We start from the raw sequence: 20,472 nt of genomic DNA, 5'->3' as shown, positions 1-20,472 counted from the left end.
TAGCTGTATTGCGCAGCTATCCAGCCGCAGCTGTCCAGCAGTAACTCCCCTCGCATCATCGCGCTTTCTTCAGGTCTGCGCATCAGGCCGCCGATAGCACAATGTTCGGCAGGGCCTCGCTGAATCCGCATCCACGCAATGCCCTCCCGCTTTCCATGATCCAGGACTCGCCTAGAACAGCGTGCCCTGGCGCGACGTTTGCAGCGCATCCGCCGCAATCCACTCCCCATCGGCCGTGGCCACGCCGGCCTCGACCCGCCGCCCGGGGAACATGGGCCTGACCGCTGCCACATAGCCTGCGAGCTGCTGCGCGTAGGCCGCGTGCTCCTGCGGCAGCAGGCGCAGCTTGTAATCGATGATCACCACCCGATCGGCAAACTCCACCAGGCGGTCGATCCGCAGCAGGCGGCCACGCGCATCGTAAAGCTCGACCTCATTGCGGGCGCTGAGCGCGCCCTGCGGGAACAGCAACGGCCGCAATGCCGGCGCCTCCAGCATCAATCGCGCGCCTTCGACCGCGGCATGCGCCTGGTCCCGCCACAGCGTGCGCGCCTGCGCCGTACCGGCTCCTGCCAGCGGGAACCAGCGCATCACCACCTCGGGCGTGGGCAAGCCCTCGAACGCCTCCGGGTAGCGCGTCACGCGTTCCAGCAGCGCGTGCAACAGTTCGCCATGGCGCGCCGCGTCGGCATCGAACACAATCGTGTGGTCGCCGTCCTCGCTCGTGGCGGCGCCCTGCCCCGCCTCCTCGTCCTCCCACGCCAGCACCGGCGCCAGGCTCTCGGCCGCTTCACGGTAACGCTGGCGAAAATCGGTAAAGCGCACGCATGCATCACTGCCGGCGGCGGCATCCGCCACGTCCTGCGCGGTGGCCGCCGGAAAGGGCTCGACTTCCACGCCGACGCCGGCCGCAAGCAGCCGCGCATACCAGCTACCGGCGATCTCGCGGTTGCCCTCGGCGCTGTCGGCGCTGCGCGATGCGCGCCCCTTGACACCGCTCACCAGCAAGCCCTGGCGCGCGCGCGTCATCGCCACATAGAGCAGGTTCCAGTTCTCGCGTTCGGCCAAGGCGGCCTCAGCCTCGAACAACGGCGCGCGAGCGAGCCCGCGCGTGCTGCGCTTGCCATAGGCGGAAAAATGCACCGGCACGCTTGAGGACGGCGGCCAGTCGATCAGGATGCCGCTCCGATCCGCGGCGGCGTCGCTATGATTTGCGTCGAGCAGCACGACGAACGGGGCCTCCAGCCCCTTGGCGGCGTGCACGGTGAGGATGTGGACCGCGTCCTGCGCATTGTCGGTGGCGTCGTCGGCATCGGCCTCGCCTTCCGCGTCTTCGGCGCTATCGGCCATGCCGCCTTCATCCGGGCTTTCGCCTTCTTCGCCGCGCCGGATTTCCTGCAACTCGTCGATGAACTTGGGCAGGCTCGGGTAGCGCCCGCCATCGAGGTCAAGCGAGAGCTTGAGGAAGGCATCGAGGTTGGCTAGTACCTGGTCGCGGATCTCGGCCGGCGCGGCCTTGGCGTAGCGCCGGCGCACTTCGCCGCCATGGTAGATGTGGTCGATCAGGTCATGCACCGGGCGATGCGGCGCCACCTCAAGCCAGTGGCGCAGGCGCGCGACGCCATCGCGCAGCGCCGGGCTGCCGAATTCGGGCAGCCCCTGCTCCCGCAGGCAGGCCCACCAGCCTGGCCGCGGCTCGCGCGCCTGGGCCATCTGCGCGATGGCGATCAGGTCCTCGTCGGTCGCGCCCACCAGCGGGCTCTTGAGCACATGGGCCAGGTCCAGGTCAGACTCCGGCGTCATCAGGAACGCCAGCAGCGCGGACAGGTCGAGCGCTTCCAGCGTAGCCAGCAAACCGCCGCGGCGCGGGCTCAGGCAGGGAATGCCGGCCTCGCGGAAAGCGCGCTCGTACTCCGCCAGATGCGTCTTGCGGCGCACCAGCAAGTGCACATCGCTCCAGCGCGCGGGCCGCGGGCCATTGCTGTCGGCAACCGGCACCGTGGCGCGGACATGCTTTAGCCAGGCCGCCACGCGCCGGCCCTCTTCGAGCCGCAGCGAATCGCCTTCGTGCTGGCGCGGCTGCGTCAGCGTATCGCGGTGGATGGCGGGGTCCCGCTCGGCTTCATCGTCATCGCTAGCCGCGTCGTCCTGCGGTGCCGGCTCTGCCTCGGGCTCGACCAGTGGCAACAGCCACACCGGGCCGCCGGGCTCGTCCAGCGCGGTCGTCTGCGTCTCGAACAGCGGATAGCGCCCGTCGGCGCGCGCGGTGTCGAACACCGCGTTGACCCAATCGAGCACTTCCGGGCGGTTACGGCGGGTGCGGTTGGTCCGCAGCACGGTGGCGCCAAAACCCGACTGCAGCATCTCGCCGGCGGTCTGGAACAGGCGCGCATCGGCGCGGCGGAAGCGATAGATCGATTGCTTGGGGTCGCCCACCAGGAATACCGTGGGCCGCTCACCCAGGCCTGCGTAGCCGGCCAGCCAGCCCTGCAGGATGCGCCATTGCAACGGGTTGGTATCCTGGAACTCGTCGAGCAACAGGTGGCGGTAGCGCGCATCGAGCCGGACTTGCAGGTAGGTCGCGGTCTCTTCGTCGCGCATCAGCCGCGCGGCCAGCCATTCGAGGTCGGCGAAGTCCATCGCGCGCTGCTCGGACTTGTGGTGCTGGTAGCGCGTCAGCAGCGCGTCGCCCAGTTCATACAGCGCCAGGTTGACCGCCAGCACCGCGGCCTCGCAGCGGCGTTGCGCGACCTGCTCCAGCGCGGCGCACATGTCGCCGTGCTCGGCGAGGAACGCATCGACCATCGCCTCGCCACCGAGCGCTTTGGTCAGCGCCGTGGTGGCGCGTAGCGATCGCGGCTTGCCGGCGGCGGTAAAAAACGCGTCGCGCAATATCGCGAAGGTGCGCTCGGCGGGCTCGCCCCCTTCGGCGCCCGCCTCGCGCCAAGCGCGGATCGCCAGGATCGCATCGGCCAGGCGCGTAGCGTGAGCCTGCTCGGTCTTGCCGCCCCGGCCCAGTTGCGACGCCATGCCCTGGCAAGCGTCAAGCCAGCCGTCATCGGCCAGCACGTCCAGCAGCACGTCGACCTGGGCATCCTCGCCCAGGTCCGCGGCGAGCGCCTCGGCGGGATCGGCGCTTTCGCGGAACGCAAACCACTCGCTGCGCGCATGGAACATGGCGTCGAGCAAGGCCCGCGCCTGGAACTCGCCGATGGCATCCACCAGCCGCTCGAAGGCGACGCGCAGGTTGGCATACGGCGGCGTGGCCAGGGCCTGCCAGAACGGCGCCCAGGCCTCGCGCTTCATGCGCAGTGCGTCTTCGCGCAGCGTGGCGCCCGGCACGATGCCCGACGCCAGCGGCGCGCCGCGCAGCAGCGTGCCAAACCAGCCGTGGAAGGTATCGATGGCCATGCGCCCGGGCGCGGCCAGCACCTGTGCATGCAGGCCGCGCGCGCGCGGCAGCGCGGCGCGTGCGGCATCGGGCGACAGCCCGCGCTGCGTGAGCGCGGCAATCACCGCGTCGTCATCGTCGCGCGCGAGCTGCGCCAGCACTTCCAGCAAGCGCTCGCGCATTTCCTCCGCGGCCTTGCGCGTGAAGGTGATGGCGAGGATCTCGTGCGGCGCCGCGCCGGCCAGCAGCAGGCGCAGCAGGCGCGCCACCAGCAGCCAGGTCTTGCCGCTGCCCGCGCAAGCCTCGACCACCACGGAGCTGGCGGGGTCGCAGGCCGCGCGCGTGAACTCGGCCTCGGCCACCGGCTGGCCATCGCGCAGATAGGCGTGGATGCTCATGCGCGGCCTCCGATCCCCGGCGGCAACGCCGTGCTTTCCCAGAAGCCCTTGCGACACAGGCCGCGGGCGGTGCAGTAGGTGCATGCGCTGGCGTCCCCGAAGGCCGGCAGCGGCGCGTCCTGGCGCAGGCGCATCACGTCGCTGCGCAGTTGTTGTTCGAGCCACGCCACTGCGGCATCGAAGTCAGGCAGGCTCACTTCGCGCTGTGGCGCCGGCGGCCCGTCCTTCGCGCCTTCGAGCGCCACCCAGCTGCCAGCGGCAACGTCGGCGCGCAGCAATCCATAAAACGGCAACTGGCAATCCTCTTCCACGTCCCCGACCTTGCGCTTCAAGCGCAGCACGGTCTGGGTCTTGTAATCGAGCACCGCGCGGCTGCCGTCGCGCGCGCGATCGAGCCGGTCGATGCGGCCATTGACGCGCAGCGACTGGCCGTCGGGCATGGGCAGGTCGACAGTGGCATCGAGCTCGCCATCGTCCCAAAACCATCCCTGTGCCTCGCGTTCAGCCTGCCATGCCACGTAGGACGGCAGCACTTCGCACCAGCGGCGGTAGTAGCCGATGGCGTTGCCGTCTTCCTTCATCAGCGCGCCGAACTCGTGATCGGAAATCTCGCGCAGGCGCGCCAGGCGAGCATCTTCACGGCGCAAGCCGTCCTGGGACGCTTCGCGGTGGTAACGCAGCAGCACGCGGTGCAGCAGCTCGCCGATGTCGCGTTTTTCGAGGTCGTCGCTGACGACTTCCAGCCCCGCCAGCCCGAGCATGCGGCCGGCAAAAAACTGGTAGGGACAGCGACGCAGCATGTTGTACGCCTGCGCGCTCCAGCGCGCAGGCACCAGCTCCGATGCCGCGGGCGCGGGCATGCCGTCCACCTCGGCGAAGGTCTCGTGCAGCACCGGCAGCGCGCTCGCCTCGATCGGCGCGCCCGCGCGCGAGCACAGCGCGCTGAGCCGCTCGATCCAGCCCGACACATGCTTGGGCTCGCCACGCGCGCCAAGGCGCTGCCAGGTGAGCACCACGTCGTCGTTGTTCAGCAGGACTTCGGCCAGGTCGCGCGCCTGCTGGGCGAAGCGCACCTCGCGGTCTTCCAGTGCGAGCTCGCGCCGCATCTGGTTGGAGAAGAACATCAGCTCGGCCGCGCTGGAGGGAAGCTGCGTGTCGTCGCACCCCACCACCACGACCCCATCGAAGCGGCGCATGCGCGCGCCGTTAAGCGGCAGGATGGTGATGCGCGCGGCGCCGCTGGCCGAGGGCTCCTTGTAGGCAACCGACTCAAGCAAGGCTGACAGCATGGAGCGGAATTCGCCGAGATTGAGCGTGGCGCCCGCACCCGTCTCGTCCTGCGGCAGGTCGGCAAGACGCGCCAGCGCATCGAGCATTTGTGTGCCCGCATCGTCGGCAGACAATGCCTTGCGCATGCCGAGCACATCCAGCGTGGCATCGAGGCGTTCCAGCCAGGTCGAGACCGGATGCTGTGCGTTGCCGCGCGGCCACGCGCCGGCTTCGGCCGCAAGGTGCTGCACCAGCTCGCAAGCGGCCTGCCGGGCGGCGCGGCGCGCGTCGTCTTGCGCGGCGTCGCCGGCATTGCTATCGCCGCTGGCCTGGTCGGCCGTATCAGGACGGAAGCGCTGCTGCAAGCGGCGCCAGCCACCGCTGATGCCGTCGCGCCGGATCTGCCGCTCCAGCGCGGCAATGGCCTCGCCGCGCAACGCAAAGTCTGGCAGGCAAAACGGGCTCTTTAGCAGGTCGAGCAAGGCCGAGGTATCGCCGTCCTGGTTGAGCAGGTCGAACCATCGCATCAGCGCAGCCGCGGCTCGCGTGGTCGAGAGCTTCCAGCCGGTTTCATCGCGCACCGGCGCACCGGCCCGCGCCAGCAACGCGCGCGCGCGCCGCGCTACTACGCGATCGTGCGCCACCAGCGCCACGTGGCGGCGGCCTTCGTTGAGCCACTGCACCAGTTGCTCGGCGGCAGCGCCGGCCTCGTCCTCGAAGCGCGCGCTGCCGATCACGCGCACGCGCGGGCGCTCGGCCGGCAGGCTACGTGGCGCGCGGCGCGCGGCGGCTTCGTTCGCGCCAGGCAGCCGCGCCTCGGGCCACAGTGCCAGCAAGGTGTCGTACCAGTCGAGCTCCCCGTCCTCATCGCCCAAATCGGCATCGAGCGCGCTGCTCGGCGCCTGCGCGGACTGCGCGGTCCAGTCGTAGCCGATGCGGATCACCGGCACGAGCTCGGCGGCCTGCCGCAGGAACGCTTGCTCGATCGGCTGGGGCGGCGTTGGCCCGAGCCAGATGACCGGGCCGTCCAGGTGCTGGGCCAGCCGGTGCAGCGCGCGCCGGCGCGCGGGCAGCGGATCGTCCGGGCCGGACAAGGCTTGCCAGAAGGCCATCACGATGCGGGCTTCCTCACCGAGGAAGCGGGAGGACAGATGCGCGTAGGTCCGCTCCAGCGCGCCCTGCAGCAGGGCTGCTCGATCGTCCCCATCGACATCTTCATCGCGGATGGCGTCATCGTCGAGCCAGCGTGCGCTCAGTTCGTCGCTGATGGTGAGCAGCGTCTGCGCCAGCCCCCACGCCGCGGCCTCGGTCTGCGCGCCGAATGCCCGCCGCAGCCAGTCCTGCGCGCGGATGGCTTGCTGCACGGCCAGCAGCCGCGCCGCATGGCTGCGCACCGGGATCGGGTCGGGCGGCAGGTCGAGCAGCCAGTGGCCAATGGTGACGACCCGCGGCAGCAGCCGCGGCTTGCCGGCCGCGCGCGCGGCAGCATCCAGCGCCTGGCGCACGCCCGGGATCTGCGCAGCGGTGGGCACCACCACATGCGCGGCGGCTTGCTGCTCCCCGCAATGGTCGAGGAAATACCAGGCCGCGGCGGCGGCCTGCGGCAGGAAGTCGGGGCCGGGACGAAATTGCAGCGAGGTCATGAAGCGAGAGTAACGGCCGGATCGGATGCCATGGCGAGAAAGCGCACGGCGGTCAGCGCGCGCAGCCGGGCATCGCGCACGGGATGCGCGAAAGACGCGGGAATAACCGGCGAGCCCGGAGAGCCCTCAGTGACTGCCGGCCTCGAGGCGCGAGCGGATTTCGCGCGCGGTCTCCAGCAGGCCCTGGTAGCCGGAGCGTGCGTGCTCTGGCAGGTCGGGGTCGCCCACCAGCGTGCCCAGGGTCTCGATGACGCTGTAAAGGAGGCCCTTGGCCGCGCCGCCGGCAATGCTCTCTTGCTCGACCGCGGCATTGATGTGATCCAGCGCGTCGCTCAAGTGTTCCACTTCGGGGGGTTGCTGCGGATCCGGCTTGGAAGGGGTGTCTGGCGTCATGGTCTGTAGCCTTGTCTGTTGCGCGGGAAGGCGCCGGGCCGAGGCCGGGCGCATGATTCTATTCTACGCGCCCGGGGGCGCCGCGCGACCTTTGCATCGCATTGGATTGCGTTTGCTCAAGCCCCCCGCGCCGCGTATCAAAGCCGTGGCGGCGTTACTCATAAGTCACACATCAGGCACCTGACGGCGAGCTTCGGCGCGGCTCCCGATTGATAAAAGCTCTTGCGCCGATTAATACAATCATCCCACCAGGCTTGGCTTCGCGGGCAGAATGGTGCTACACGCCGCCGCATCGGCGGGTTTCATCACCGCGTACGGCAGCGCACCGTGAGGTTGATGGGCAGGGTATTGAATTCCCATCAACTGGTAACATATGAGCAACATCCCGCCAATCGTGGCTGTCCCGTCGCTCGGGACAAGCCCGCACCGGGTAAGGCGCGTGCCTACAGGTATGCGCAAACTCGTGTAATGTAGCGGTTCGGCAAATCCCGCCTTCAAATTAAACAGAGCGAAACCAGAGGTTTTCCGCCATGAGTGAACAAATCAAGTATGTGAGCGACGCCTCCTTCGACGCAGACGTGCTCCAGTCCGACAAGCCTGTCCTGCTCGACTTCTGGGCAGAATGGTGCGGTCCTTGCAAGATGATCGCCCCGATCCTGGACGAAGTGGCCAAGGACTACGGCGACAAGCTGCAGATCGCGAAGATCAACGTCGATGAGAACCAGCAAGTGCCGGCCAAGTTCGGCATTCGCGGCATCCCCACGCTGATCCTGTTCAAGAATGGCGCGGTTGCCGCGCAAAAGGTCGGCGCGCTGTCCAAGTCGCAGTTGACCGCATTCCTCGACGGCAATCTGTAATATGCCGGCCCGGGGCGCGGCGCCATCAGGCGCCCCCCCGGTGTAGCCACAATCCGACGTGCGTGCGCCTTCCCTGGCGCACCGTCCGGATTGTGCTAAGATGGCATCAACAACTTCCCCGAGCGTTCGCTCATTTCCTCCCCCTCCTTTAGGTCCAGCCCGTCCGGGCGCCTCTGTACCCCTCGTCTATGCACCTGACAGAACTCAAATCGCTTCACGTGTCTGCGCTTCTCGAAATGGCCGCGACCCTCGAGATCGACAACGCACAACGGATGCGCAAACAGGAGCTGATGTTTGCGATCCTGAAGAAGCGCGCCAAGCTGGGCGAAATCATCTTTGGTGACGGCACCCTGGAAGTCCTGCCGGACGGCTTCGGCTTCCTGCGCTCGCCCGAGACCTCCTACCTGGCAAGCACGGACGACATCTACATCAGCCCTTCGCAGATCCGCCGCTTCAACCTGCATACCGGCGACACGATCGAGGGCGAAGTACGGACCCCCAAGGACGGCGAGCGCTATTTCGCACTGGTGAAGGTGGACAAGGTCAACGGTCAAGCACCTGAAGCGGTCAAGAACCGCATCATGTTCGAGAACCTGACGCCGCTGCACCCGAACCGGCCGCTGACGCTGGAGCGCGAAATCCGCGCCGAGGAAAACATCACCGGCCGAATCATCGACATGATCGCGCCGATCGGCCGTGGCCAGCGCGCCCTGCTGGTGTCCTCGCCCAAGTCCGGCAAGACCGTGATGCTGCAGCACATCGCCCACGCGATTGCGAACAACCATCCGGAAGCGGACCTGTTCGTGCTGCTGATCGACGAACGCCCGGAAGAAGTGACCGAAATGATGCGCTCGGTGCGCGGTGAAGTGGTGGCGTCGACCTTCGACGAACCCGCCATCCGCCACGTGCAGGTCGCTGAAATGGTGATCGAAAAGGCCAAGCGCCTGGTCGAGCTCAAGCGCGACGTGGTGATCCTGCTGGACTCGATCACCCGCCTGGCACGTGCCTATAACACGGTGGTGCCGGCCTCGGGCAAGGTGCTGACTGGTGGTGTGGACGCCAACGCGCTGCAACGCCCCAAGCGCTTCTTCGGCGCTGCGCGTAACCTGGAAGAAGGCGGCTCGCTGACCATCATCGCCACCGCGCTGATCGAAACCGGCAGCCGCATGGACGACGTGATCTACGAAGAGTTCAAGGGCACCGGCAACATGGAAGTGCACCTGGAACGCCGCCTGGCGGAAAAGCGCGTCTATCCGTCGATCAACCTGAACAAGTCCGGCACGCGCCGCGAAGAACTGCTGATCAAGCCCGAGATCCTGCAAAAGGTCTGGGTGCTGCGCAAGTTCATCTCGGACATGGATGAAGTGCAGGCCATGGAGTTCATTCTCGACAAGATGAAGGCGACCAAGAACAACGCCGAGTTTTTCGATATGATGCGCAGAGGCGGCTGATCGTTCGCTATGCCGCGCGCTGCGGTTCGCGCGTTGGCAATGCACTGGAAGGGCGCGCCTCGGCGCGCCCTTTTGCATTTCCGCCCTGTGCCTGCAGGAGTCCCATGTTCGGCCGACTGAGCCACTTCCTGCGTGCGCGCTCGCGCGTGCGCAAACTCGAACACTACGCCATTCCCGACGCGCTGTGGGCGCACACGGTGGCCACGCTGCCGTTCGTGCAGCGCTATGGCGCCGCCGAGCTCGCCGCCTTGCGCGAGCTCGCCACCCTGTTCATCGCCGACAAGGAATACTCCACCGCGCACGACCTGCCGCTCACCGACGAGATGGTGACGAGCGTCGCGCTGCAAGCCTGCGTGCCCATTCTCAAGCTGGGCATCGAGTGGTATCGCGGCTGGCGCGGCATCGTGCTCTATCCCGGCGAATTCGTCATCCGCCGCACTGTCGAGGACGAGATCGGGCTGGTGCATGGCGTGGTCGAGCAAGCCAGTGGTGAAGCCTGGGAACACGGACCGGTCATCCTTTCCTGGCCTGATGTGCAGATGCCCGGCGCCGGACTGAATGCACGCCATGCCCACCACCCCGATGACACCTACAACGTAGTCATCCACGAGTTCGCCCACAAGCTCGACATGCTCGACGGCGAGCCGGACGGCGTGCCGCCCTTCTCACGCGTGCTCCATCCGGGCATCGACCGAGAGCAATGGGCCGAGTCCTTCCTCACAGAGTACGACCGCTTCGCGGACGCCTGCGAGCAGCAGTCCGACCATGCCTGGGACCATCCGGAACGGCTGCCGCCCGCGCTGCGGGTGATCGACCCATATGGCTGCGAGGCGCCGAGCGAGTTCTTCGCCGTGGCCTCGGAGACCTTCTTTGTCGAGCCGGCCGGCCTTCGCAGGCACTGGCCGGTCCTCTATGATTCGCTCGCGGCGTTCTATCGTCAGGATCCGGCCTCGATGTGATCGAAGATCAACCTTTCGGCACCCTCGGCCGCCGTGCGCATCGCGCACTCAAAACTTGCCCAGCTTTTTGTTTTTCTGCGATAATCCCGGATTGTCCGTTATCGGCAAGTGGTTCGTTCGCCGCAACGCTGCCAGTGCAATCAGCACATCCAGCTTCTGGCGCTTTTTTTAGCGCTTTTGGCAATGGCAGCAGCAGCAGCACGGCAAACAACGGACTGGCTACCCAACCTGAAAGGAAACACCATGAAAGAAGGCATTCACCCGAATTATCGCGAAGTCGTATTCCTCGACGTGTCGAACGACTTCAGCTTTGTGACCCGCTCGACCATCCAGACGCGCGACACGATCACCCGCGACGGCAAGGAATACCCGCTGGCCAAGATCGAAGTGTCGTCGGAATCGCACCCGTTCTACACCGGCACCCAGAAGATCATGGACACGGCCGGCCGCGTCGAGAAGTTCCGTCAGAAGTTCGGCAGCAAGCTGAACAAGCTCACCGCGAAGTAATTCGCCGCGAGCCCGCTCGCTGCATGGCCTCGGACAAAATGCTCCGGCGCCGCGCACCCAAGCAAAGAGGCAGCATCGGCTGCCTCTTTGCTTTTGCAGCCTCCGCGCGATCGGCACCAACCGGCGCCCTGCGGACGCAGCTAACCGGGAGCGCCCCGCCCCGGCGGCCCCCTAGACCCACCAATCAATGAGCGCAGCCAAGACTTCCCGTGTCCACCTGACCGCAGCCGCCACCGGTACGCTTCCGCGCGCACTGTTGCTGGCCATCTGCATCATTTACGGCCTGGCTGGCCTGTTCGGCCGCGATCCGTGGAAAAACGAGGATGCGGCCGGCTTCGGCGTGATGTGGCAACTGGCCACCGGCGGCACCCAGGACTGGCTGATGCCCAATATCGTGGGCCGCCCTTACGGCGAAGACGGCCCGCTGGTGTTCTGGGTTGGCGCCCTGATGATCCGCCTGTTTGGCGGCTGGCTTGGCGCGCCGGACGCGTCGCGCATCGCCACGGCACTCTTTTACTTCGGCACCTGTTCACTGATCTGGTACGCGACCTACCTGCTCGGCCGGCGCGCCGAGGTCCAGCCTTTCGCCTATGTCTTCGGCGGCCAGCCCAACGCGCGCGACTACGGCCGCACGCTGGCCGACGGCGCCCTGCTGATCTTCCTGGCCTGCGTGGGCCTGGCCATGCGCGGCCACGAAACCACGCCACAGGTTGGGCAGGTTTGCTTTGTCGCCATGAGCCTGTATGGCATGGTGCGTAGCCTGGACAAGCCAATCCAAGGTGGCATCTGGCTGGGCGTCGGGCTGGGCGCGCTGACCCTGTCCAGCGGGCCAGTCATTCCGCTGGTCTTGCTGGCGTCGGTCATCATCTGCGGCCTGGCCTGCAAGCCCCTGCCCCTGCCGCGCGTGCTGCTGGCAAGCGTGCCGCTGGCACTGGCGCTGGTGGCAGCCTGGATGGCCGCCGCCTACTTCGGCGCGACCGACCACAACGATGCCGTGACTTTTATCCGCGAGTGGTCGCGCTACGATCGCCGCACCTATGGCGCGCCGAACGCCGCTGCGCTCAACTTCATTGCACGCAACCTGCTGCTGTTTACCTGGCCGGTGTGGCCAATTGCCTGCTGGGCCTGGCTGAGCTGGTCGGGCATGCGCCGTGCGCCGCATGTGGCGCTGCCCCTGGCGATGCTGCTGCCGCCGCTGCTGCTGCTGTTTCTGCTGCGTGCGCCGGGCGACGTACAGTTCATCCTGCTGCTGCCGCCGATGGCCGTGCTTGCCGCGTTCGGGTTGCCGACGCTCACGCGCGCCGCCATCAACGCGATCGACTGGTTCGCCTTGCTGTTCTTCACCATCTTCGGCGGCTTCGTCTGGTTCATGTGGATCGCCAGGACGACGGGCCAGCCTCCGCGCGTCGCGGCCAATATCTATCGCCTGCTGCCGGGCTTCCAGCAAGACTTCACCGTCAGCGCAGTCGTCTATGCGCTGCTGGTGACGGCAGCCTGGATCCTGATCGTGCGCTGGCGCCTGTCGCGCGCGCCGAAGCAGATCTGGCGCCCGGTGGTGATTTCGGCCGCCGGCACCACCCTGATGTGGGTGCTGGCCATGACCCTGTGGATGCCTTCGATCAACTACGGCAAGACCTATCGCGACGTGGCCCAGGCCGCCTCGATGGCGCTGCCCACGGCGTATAACTGCGTGCAGCCGATTCGCATGGGCGACGCGCAGCTGGCTTCGTTTGCCTATTTCGGCCATATCCGCTTTGGCGGCCCGGATGACGGCTGCGACGTCCTGCTGCGCCACGACCCCGTCGACTACGGCGAGCCCACCAGCATCTCGCACTTCGAATGGCGCCTGATCTGGGAAGGCCGGCGCCCCTCCGATCGCGACGAGCGCTTCCGCATGTATCGCCTGGTCGATATGTCCCGGGTCGCACCACCCCGGCCCAGCCTGCCTGGACGCCGGCTGCCAAGCCACCCCTGACGTGGCGGCGCCACGCCTGCCCGCATGAGCATGTTCCACGATATCCGCCGCATTTCCGTGCTGGCCGCGCCGGTCCTGGTCGGCCAGCTTGCGGTGATCGCCTTTGGCGTGATCGACACCATCATGGCCGGGCGAGCCTCTGCCATCGACCTGGCCGCCGTGGGGCTGGGCGGGTCCATCTACATCACGGTCTACATCAGCTTGATGGGCGTGCTGCAGGCGCTTTCCCCGATCGCCGGTCAGCTCCATGGCGCCGGGCGCGCGGCGGAAATTGGCAATGAAGTCAGACAGGCCGCCTGGCTGGGACTGGCGCTGGCCATCCCCGGCATGTTGCTGCTGTTGTTCCCCGGCCCGCTGCTGGAGTTTGCCCAGGCACCGCCGGAGCTGGTCGAGAAGGCAACGCAGTACCTGCATATCCAGGCGTTTGGCTTGCCGGCCGCACTGGGCTTTCGCATCTACTCCGCGCTCAACAACGCCTTGTCGCGCCCGGTCATGGTGACCGTACTGCAGCTCGTCGGGCTGGTAGTAAAGATTCCGCTCAATGCCTGGTTCATCGACGGTGGCTTCGGCCTGGCCCCGATGGGCGGGCCGGGCTGCGCGCTCGCCTCGGCGCTGATCAGCTGGATCTGGTGCATCTCCGGCATCCTGATCCTGCGGCGCAACGCGGCCTACCGCCCTTTGCAGATCTTTTCCAGCTGGGCGTGGCCGCAAGCGCGGCCGATCCGCGCACTGCTGCGCCTGGGCGTGCCGATGGGGCTGACCTACCTGATCGAGATCACCTCGTTTACGTTGATGTCGATCTTCATCACGCGCATGGGCACCGTGGTGCTGGCTGGCCACCAGATCATTGCCAACCTGGGGGCCGTGGCCTATATGTTGCCGCTGTCGCTGGCGATTGCCACCTCCACGCTGGTAGCACAGTCCATCGGTGCGCGCGATCAGGACAGCGCACGCCGTATTGCCCGCCGCGGCATCTGCCTGGCAGCTACGCTGGCGATCATGGTCGGCGGCCTGCTGTGGATCCTGCGAGAACCGCTGCTGCATGCCTACGCAAAGGATCCGGCAGTGGTACGCGCCGCCCTTCCTCTCATGTTGTTCATCGCCTTCTACCAAGCATTCGACGCGGTCCAGGTCATGACGGCATTCATCCTGCGCGCCTACAAGATCGCACTGGTGCCGACCTTGATCTACGCGATATCTCTCTGGGGAGTCGGCCTGGGGGGCGGCTACGTGCTGGGCTTTGGCCTGATCGATGCCCTGCCCGCCTTCACGCGTGGAGCAGCGGGGTTCTGGCTGGCTAACAGCATCAGCCTCGCGATCGCCGGCTCGCTGCTGGTGCGCTACTTCGTCACAGTCAGCCGGCGCCGTACAAGCTGAGCAAGCCTGGAACGCGCAGCGGATGGATTATCTCCGCTGCGACAAGCGCATATAGCCGAACAAGCGCAGACCGCGGCCAGCCACAACGCGATAATGCCTGCCTGGCTATCAGGCATGGCCCGGCATAATGTCGCCGCACCACCACCATGCGCGAGCCGAATCAAATAGCAGGGATTATCGGAAACTGATCGAGTGAATTCCGAACGGCAAAAGAAAAAACCCGCATGGCATAACCATGCGGGTTTAGTTTTGGCGGAGTGGACGGGACTCGAACCCGCGACCCCCGGCGTGACAGGCCGGTATTCTAACCAACTGAACTACCACTCCATACTCTTACTTATCATCGACAGTGATGCTTTCGACGACAAACCGAACGTTTGGTTACGTTCGTTATTTGGCGTCCCCAAGGGGATTCGAACCCCTGTACTCACCGTGAAAGGGTGATGTCCTAGGCCTCTAGACGATGGGGACAGAAACTTGTCTTTCGACTTATTCCGTCTGGCACCGTGAATATCCCAAAAACAAGATTTTCACAGAACCCTGGAAATCTCGATTTACTACACTCGAAACTTCCGGCATTTTGGTGGAGCTAAGCGGGATCGAACCGCTGACCTCTTGCATGCCATGCAAGCGCTCTCCCAGCTGAGCTATAGCCCCATGGTACTACGTTACCGCCCACTTCTTTTTTTCTGCCGCCGCCTTCGCAGCGTTTCGCGTTTGTTTCTTCGTTTCAGCGAAGACAAGATTATATAAACAACCTTGCTTTTTTGCAACCCCTTTTTTTAACTTTTTTCTGCGATCCACATTACTGCGGGATTACTTCTTATCGCTTCCATCCGTTATGCCCGCTTGGTTTTTGTCCGCGCTGCAGGGAGAACAAGATTATGCTGAATTCCTGGCAGTAGCGCAAGCCCCTGTCAGGAATTTCTGCAAATTATTTCAGGCGAGCCCGGCCTGGATGCGGCGCAGCACCGTATCGCGCCCAAACAACTCCAGCACGGCATCGATGGCAGGCGTCTGCAACTGCCCCGCCACCAGCAGGCGGACCGGCATGGCCAGCTTGGGCATCTTCAGGCCGAACTCGGCCAGCACCGCTTTGAAGGCCGCGCTGATCTCCTCGCGCTTCCACTCGGTGAGTGCCGCCAGCCGCGTGGCCAGGGCCTGCAGTGCCGGCAGGATGTCGGCGTTGAGGTGTTCTGCCTTGAGCGCCGGATCCGGCTGCGGCTCGCCGCGGTAGAACAGCAGCGCGGCCTGAGCCACGTCCTTCAGGGTATTGGCACGGTCCTTCACCAGCCCGATGACACCCTCCAGGCTTGCGCCCTCCACCTTGCCACCCAGCGCCTCGATGAACGGCTGGGTCAACCCGGCCAGGCGCGCATTGTCGCCTACCTTGATGTAGTGGTTGTTCAGCCAGGCCAGCTTTTCCGGGTTGTACTGCGCCGGCGACTTGCCCAGGTGCTCCAGGTCGAACCATTCCACGAACTGCTCGCGCGAGAAGATCTCGGCGTCGCCATGTGCCCAGCCCAGGCGGGCCAGATAGTTTAGGACGGCCTCGGGCAGATAGCCTTCGTCGCGGTAGCCGGTCACGGGCATGGCGCCATGGCGCTTGCTCATCTTCTCGCCCTGCTCGTTGAGCACGGTCGGCAAGTGCGCGTACACGGGGGCAACGCCACCCAGTGCGCGGATAATGTTGATCTGGCGCGGGGTGTTGTTGACGTGGTCGTCGCCGCGGATCACGTGGGTGATGCGCATGTCGAGATCGTCGATCACCACGCAGAAGTTATAGGTCGGCGTGCCGTCCGGGCGCGCGATCACCAGGTCGTCCAGCTCGTCGTTGGAGATTTCGATCCGGCCCTTGACCGCATCGTCCCAGACCACGCTGCCGCCAATCGGGTTCTTGAAGCGGATCACCGGCTGCACGCCGGCCGGCGGCGCCGGCAGGACCTTGCCCGGCTCGGGACGCCAGAACCCGTTGTAACGCGGCTTCTCGCCGCGCTCGCGCTGCGCGTCGCGCAGCGCGTCCAGCTCTTCGGTGCTCATGTAGCAAGGATAGGCCAGCTCGCTGTCCAGCATCTGCTTGACCACCTCGCGATAGCGGTCCATGCGCTCCATCTGGTAGAACGGGCCTTCGTCGATATCGAGATCGAGCCAGGCCATGCCTTCCAGGATCACGTCCACCGATTCCTGCGAAGAACGCTCGACGTCCGTGTCCTCGATGCGCAGGATGAAATCGCCCTTCATGCGGCGCGCAAAGGCCCAGGGGTAGAGCGCGGAGCGGATATTGCCGAGGTGAATGAAGCCGGTCGGGCTCGGCGCGAAGCGGGTGCGGACGCGTTGTTGTGTCATAGAGGAATGAAACAAAAAAGCCCGCGCACGAATGCGCGCAGGCCGGAGTGTAGGATCGCCGCATTATAGCAAGCAGGGCGCGGCATCCCGCCCCATCCGGCGCCGGGATGCCCGGCCGCGCGGAATCATTTATGCTCTGCCCGGTCTGAATGCTGTCGCGCGGGACGCGTGGCCAGCGCGGACGGCACATTCCTGCCGTCGCGGCGCTAGCTATGCCTAATGCGCCACTTCTCTTCCCTCGGTTATCCATGCAACGACGCAATTTCCTTGGCGCCGGCGCGGCAGCACTGCTGGCCGCCTGCTCCTTTGGCCCCAGGCCGGGCACCCTCACCGCCACACCGGAAACACCGGTCGTGCCGTCCCTGGTGCCCGTGGTGCCACCTCGCCCCATCAGGATCGGCCTCGCGCTTGGCGGCGGCGCCGCGCGCGGCTTTGCCCATATCGGCGTGATCAAGGCGCTGGAGGCGCAAGGCATCCACCCGGACCTCGTCACCGGCACCAGCGCGGGCGCGGTGGTCGCAGCGCTCTACGCTTCGGGCATGAGCGGCTTCCAGCTCAACAAGCTGGCGCTGACGATGGACGAAGCCGCCATCGCCGACTGGGCCCTGCCCTTTGGCACCCGTTTCGGCGGCTGGCTCAAGGGCGAGGCGCTGCAGAACTATGTGAACAAGCTGATCGCCAATCGCTCCATCGAGTCCATGAAACTGCCGCTGGGCATCGTCGCCACCGATCTCAAGACCGGCCAGGGCATCCTGTTCCGGCGCGGCAATACGGGCCAGGCGGTGCGTGCGTCGAGTAGCGTGCCGGGGGTGTTCCAGCCAGTCTCGATCCAGGGACACGATTATGTGGACGGTGGCCTGGTCGAGCCCGTGCCGGTGGACTCCGCGCGTACCATGGGCGCGGACTTCGTGATTGCCGTGAATATCTCCGCCGAGCCTTCCAGCCAGAAAAGCAATGGCCAGAGCGGCGTATTGCTCCAGACCACCGCCATCATGGGGCAGTCGATCAGCAAGATGGCGCTGGCGCGAGCCGACATTGTGATCCGCCCCGACCTGCCGGACATGAGCGGCAGCGACTTCAACTCGCGCAACCGCGCCATCCTGGCCGGCGAGCAAGCCGCCGCCGCCGTGATGGCGAGCCTGCGCGACAAGCTCGCCCAGGCACGGCTGCGGCCCGCCGGCACGGTAGCCGCGCAGTAAGCGGCAGGCAGCACAAACGAAAAAAGGACTGCGTGGCAGTCCTTTTTCCTTGACTGGCGCGGACCGCGTCCGCGCGCCGATCAGCCGCCGTAGAGCGGGCGATTGACTGCATTCGGATCGAAACGCTTCAGGGTCTCGACCATATTGCCAAGGTTGTTAGCACTGCCGCTGTCCTGCGGCGCGTCATCGATACGGCGCGCGCCGTTATAGCGCGTCACCCAATACGAGGCACGCATGTCGTCGACGCGGATCTTGCTGCCGGTGGACGGCGCGTGGACGAACTTGTTGTCGCCAATATAGATGCCAACATGCGAGAAGGTGTGGCGCATGGTGTTGAAGAACACCAGGTCGCCGGGGCGCAGGTCGTTGGATGCCACGGTGGTGCCGACCTGGCTCATCTCGACCGAGCGGCGCGGCAGCACAAAGCCAAAGGTGTCATTGAACACGTAGCGAACGAAGCCGCTGCAGTCCAGGCCCGATTCTGGGCTGTTGCCACCGAAGCGGTAGCGCACGCCAATCAGCCCGAGGGCATTCATGACCAGGTCGCCGGCCTTGCTGGCCACATGGCTGGTGGAATTCATGACCGAAGAGAGCAAGCCGCGCTTGCCTTCCGGATGCGGGTCCGCACTCAGTTCGGTACGTGCATCGATGCGGGCGTCGGGATCCTTGAACACCGTATCAGCCAGCACTCCATTCGATAGAGTGGCACCGCAGGCAATGGCAATTCCTACGGCGCCGCGCGCCAGGGAATGAAGCATTCGCTGCATTGGTTCTCCTGATGAATCGTTCTTGACCGCCCCCGGGAAAACACACCGGGCGGGCTTGAAATCAATGGGATGACTCGCACGCAAAAAGCGGACCAAGTGATGCAAACCACTCGCCACACGCATAAGCGACGCGCGAACCACCCCCGAAAATAGTTCTCGCCGGATGGTATAAGGTTGTCATCCACATGTCAAAGTTCGTTACAAAATTCAAATAAAACGCTTTGCAATCAAGGCTATACGACGAAAGTCGCAGATGCTTTCTCGGTTTGATTATGTCAACCGCAGGTCAATCGGGTGACACCCTGAGTTCAGCTGCACCAAGTTGTGGCGGCGTCGGGTCGCTCGCACCAATTTCGGCCGCGATCATGAGCTTGCGGGTATATGCGTGCTGCGGAGCACCCAGGACGGCCTCGGTATCCCCTGCTTCGACCACCTCGCCGGACTTCATCACGATGACGCGGTGCGCCATGGCGCGGATCACCGCGAGATCGTGGCTGATGAAGAGATAGCTCAGGTTGTACTTGCGCTGCAATTGCGTCAGGAGCGCCAGCACCTGCTGCTGGATGGACACGTCGAGCGCCGAGGTGGGTTCGTCGAGCACCAGCACCTGCGGCTTGAGGATCAGCACGCGCGCGATGGCAACGCGCTGGCGCTGGCCGCCGGAAAACTCGTGCGGATACCGCCCCAGGGCAGTGCGGTCCATGCCTACCTCTCGCAGCGCCTCGGTGACGCGCTGGCGCATGGCATCGCGCGACAAGCCAGGCTGGTGCAGGGCCAGGCCCTCCCCCACGATCTGCTCAATGGTCATGCGCGGCGACAACGAGCCGAACGGATCCTGGAACACCACCTGCAAGCGCGAGCGCAAGGCGCTGCGCTCGCGCCGGGAGACCTCGTCCAGGCTCTTGCCCAGGAACTGGATATCCCCGGCGCCGCGGCGCTGCAGGTTCAGCACCGCATGGGCCAACGTGGTCTTGCCTGAGCCCGACTCGCCCACGATGCCGATGGTCTCGCCCTCGCGCAGCGCGAAATTCACGTCCTTGACGGCGGCAAACTGGTCGCGGCCAAACCATCCGGCCAGGCCGCGGCGCTTGCGCGCATAGTTCACGCACAAGCCGCGCGCCTCCAGCAACACGGGGGCTAGCGGCACAAGCGGAAGCACCTCGCGCCGCGGACGGCTGTCGATCAGCTTGCGGGTGTAAGGATGCTGGGGCGCTGCGAAGATCGCGGCAGTCTCGCCAACCTCGACCAGCACGCCCTTCTCCATCACCCCCACTCGCTGGGCGAAGGCCCGCACCAGGTTGAGGTCGTGCGTGATCAGCATCACGGCCATACCGAACTCCGCCTGCAGGTCGCGCAGCAACTCCAGGATCTGGACCCGGATGGTGACGTCCAACGCCGTGGTGGGCTCGTCGGCCAGCAGCAGCTTGGGCCGGCAGGCAAGCGCCATGGCAATCATGGCGCGCTGGCGCTGGCCACCCGAAAGCTGGTGGGGAAAGCTGTCGAAACGGTGCGCCGCGTCGCTGATGCCCGTGCGCTCGAGCAGCGCGATGGCACGCTCGCGCGCCGCGCGCCGGTCCAGGCCCTCATGCAGCGCCAGCGTCTCCACAATCTGGTTGCCAATGGTGTAGAGCGGATTGAGCGCGGTCATCGGCTCCTGGAAGATCATGGCGATGTCGGCGCCGCGGATGCCGCGCATCTCGCGCTCCGACACCTTGAGCAGGTCGCGCCCCTCGAAGCGCACCGAGCCCTGGTAGCGCGCATCGTCCACCAGGCGCAGCATCGCCAGCGCCGTGACAGTCTTGCCCGAGCCTGACTCGCCCACCAGCGCAAAGCGCTCGCCGGCGCGCAAGTCGAAGCTGACATCGCGCACCGCCCGGGTGGCATCCTCGCCATGACCGAAGGTGACTGACAGGCTGTCGATGCACATCAGCGGGCCGCCG

Annotated in this window: 13 protein-coding genes and 3 tRNA genes; 7 read left to right on the top strand and 9 right to left on the bottom strand. The window is 65.8% G+C overall.

Annotation, left to right across the window (positions count from 1 at the left end):
- Positions 1-171: 171 nt before the first annotated feature.
- From AC1RQK_RS11570 to AC1RQK_RS11560, 3 genes are all read right to left on the bottom strand, one after another.
- The gene (locus AC1RQK_RS11570) at positions 172-3,789 is read right to left on the bottom strand and encodes a UvrD-helicase domain-containing protein (RefSeq protein ID WP_492809162.1); all 3,618 of its coding nucleotides are present in this window, start codon (positions 3,787-3,789) and stop codon (positions 172-174) included.
- The gene (locus AC1RQK_RS11565) at positions 3,786-6,701 is read right to left on the bottom strand and encodes a PD-(D/E)XK nuclease family protein (protein ID WP_492809161.1); all 2,916 of its coding nucleotides are present in this window, start codon (positions 6,699-6,701) and stop codon (positions 3,786-3,788) included. The genes AC1RQK_RS11570 and AC1RQK_RS11565 overlap by 4 nt, the downstream gene beginning before the upstream one ends.
- 126 nt (positions 6,702-6,827) lie before the next feature.
- Positions 6,828-7,094, bottom strand: coding sequence for a hypothetical protein (locus AC1RQK_RS11560; RefSeq protein ID WP_150983336.1), 267 nt, complete (start codon positions 7,092-7,094; stop codon positions 6,828-6,830).
- Positions 7,095-7,624: 530 nt separating this feature from the next.
- On the opposite strand from AC1RQK_RS11560, the gene trxA reads away from it, so the two are divergent.
- From trxA to AC1RQK_RS11530, 6 genes are all read left to right on the top strand, one after another.
- Positions 7,625-7,951, top strand: a complete 327-nt coding sequence (gene trxA, locus AC1RQK_RS11555; RefSeq protein WP_010814265.1) for a thioredoxin TrxA — start codon at positions 7,625-7,627, stop codon at positions 7,949-7,951.
- A gap of 188 nt (positions 7,952-8,139) precedes the next feature.
- On the top strand, positions 8,140-9,402 hold the full coding sequence (rho, locus tag AC1RQK_RS11550; protein ID WP_043347534.1) for a transcription termination factor Rho: 1,263 nt from the start codon (positions 8,140-8,142) through the stop codon (positions 9,400-9,402).
- A gap of 104 nt (positions 9,403-9,506) precedes the next feature.
- Positions 9,507-10,361: a M90 family metallopeptidase gene (locus AC1RQK_RS11545; protein ID WP_492809160.1), complete on the top strand. Its 855-nt coding sequence runs from the start codon at positions 9,507-9,509 to the stop codon at positions 10,359-10,361.
- Between the two features lie 243 nt (positions 10,362-10,604).
- Positions 10,605-10,868: a type B 50S ribosomal protein L31 gene (locus tag AC1RQK_RS11540; RefSeq protein ID WP_006157720.1), complete on the top strand. Its 264-nt coding sequence runs from the start codon at positions 10,605-10,607 to the stop codon at positions 10,866-10,868.
- 187 nt (positions 10,869-11,055) lie between these two features.
- The gene (locus AC1RQK_RS11535; RefSeq protein WP_492373883.1) at positions 11,056-12,843 is read left to right on the top strand and encodes an ArnT family glycosyltransferase; all 1,788 of its coding nucleotides are present in this window, start codon (positions 11,056-11,058) and stop codon (positions 12,841-12,843) included.
- 24 nt (positions 12,844-12,867) lie between these two features.
- Complete coding sequence (locus AC1RQK_RS11530) at positions 12,868-14,220, top strand: MATE family efflux transporter (RefSeq protein WP_492809159.1); 1,353 nt, start codon at positions 12,868-12,870, stop codon at positions 14,218-14,220.
- Positions 14,221-14,470: 250 nt separating this feature from the next.
- On the opposite strand, the gene AC1RQK_RS11525 is transcribed toward AC1RQK_RS11530, so the two are convergent.
- The 4 genes from AC1RQK_RS11525 to gltX form a co-directional block, all read right to left on the bottom strand.
- Positions 14,471-14,547, bottom strand: a tRNA-Asp gene (locus AC1RQK_RS11525).
- A 68-nt stretch (positions 14,548-14,615) separates the two neighbouring features.
- Positions 14,616-14,691: transfer RNA gene (locus AC1RQK_RS11520), tRNA-Glu, on the bottom strand.
- A 110-nt stretch (positions 14,692-14,801) separates the two neighbouring features.
- A tRNA-Ala gene (locus AC1RQK_RS11515) sits at positions 14,802-14,877 on the bottom strand.
- A 282-nt stretch (positions 14,878-15,159) separates the two neighbouring features.
- Positions 15,160-16,566 carry a glutamate--tRNA ligase gene (gltX, locus tag AC1RQK_RS11510; protein ID WP_492809158.1) on the bottom strand — a complete coding sequence of 469 codons (1,407 nt, stop codon included), beginning with the start codon at positions 16,564-16,566 and terminating at the stop codon, positions 15,160-15,162.
- A gap of 248 nt (positions 16,567-16,814) precedes the next feature.
- On the opposite strand from gltX, the gene AC1RQK_RS11505 reads away from it, so the two are divergent.
- Complete coding sequence (locus AC1RQK_RS11505; protein ID WP_492373886.1) at positions 16,815-17,765, top strand: patatin-like phospholipase family protein; 951 nt, start codon at positions 16,815-16,817, stop codon at positions 17,763-17,765.
- Between the two features lie 80 nt (positions 17,766-17,845).
- On the opposite strand, the gene AC1RQK_RS11500 is transcribed toward AC1RQK_RS11505, so the two are convergent.
- Both AC1RQK_RS11500 and AC1RQK_RS11495 read right to left on the bottom strand, forming a co-directional pair.
- Positions 17,846-18,532 carry a C40 family peptidase gene (locus tag AC1RQK_RS11500; RefSeq protein WP_150983330.1) on the bottom strand — a complete coding sequence of 229 codons (687 nt, stop codon included), beginning with the start codon at positions 18,530-18,532 and terminating at the stop codon, positions 17,846-17,848.
- A 286-nt stretch (positions 18,533-18,818) separates the two neighbouring features.
- Positions 18,819-20,459 carry an ABC transporter ATP-binding protein gene (locus tag AC1RQK_RS11495; RefSeq protein ID WP_492373906.1) on the bottom strand — a complete coding sequence of 547 codons (1,641 nt, stop codon included), beginning with the start codon at positions 20,457-20,459 and terminating at the stop codon, positions 18,819-18,821.
- Positions 20,460-20,472: the final 13 nt, after the last annotated feature.

The organism is Cupriavidus sp. GW822-FHT02D05 (assembly GCF_058802485.1).
This window is presented reverse-complemented; position numbering and strand designations above follow the sequence as displayed.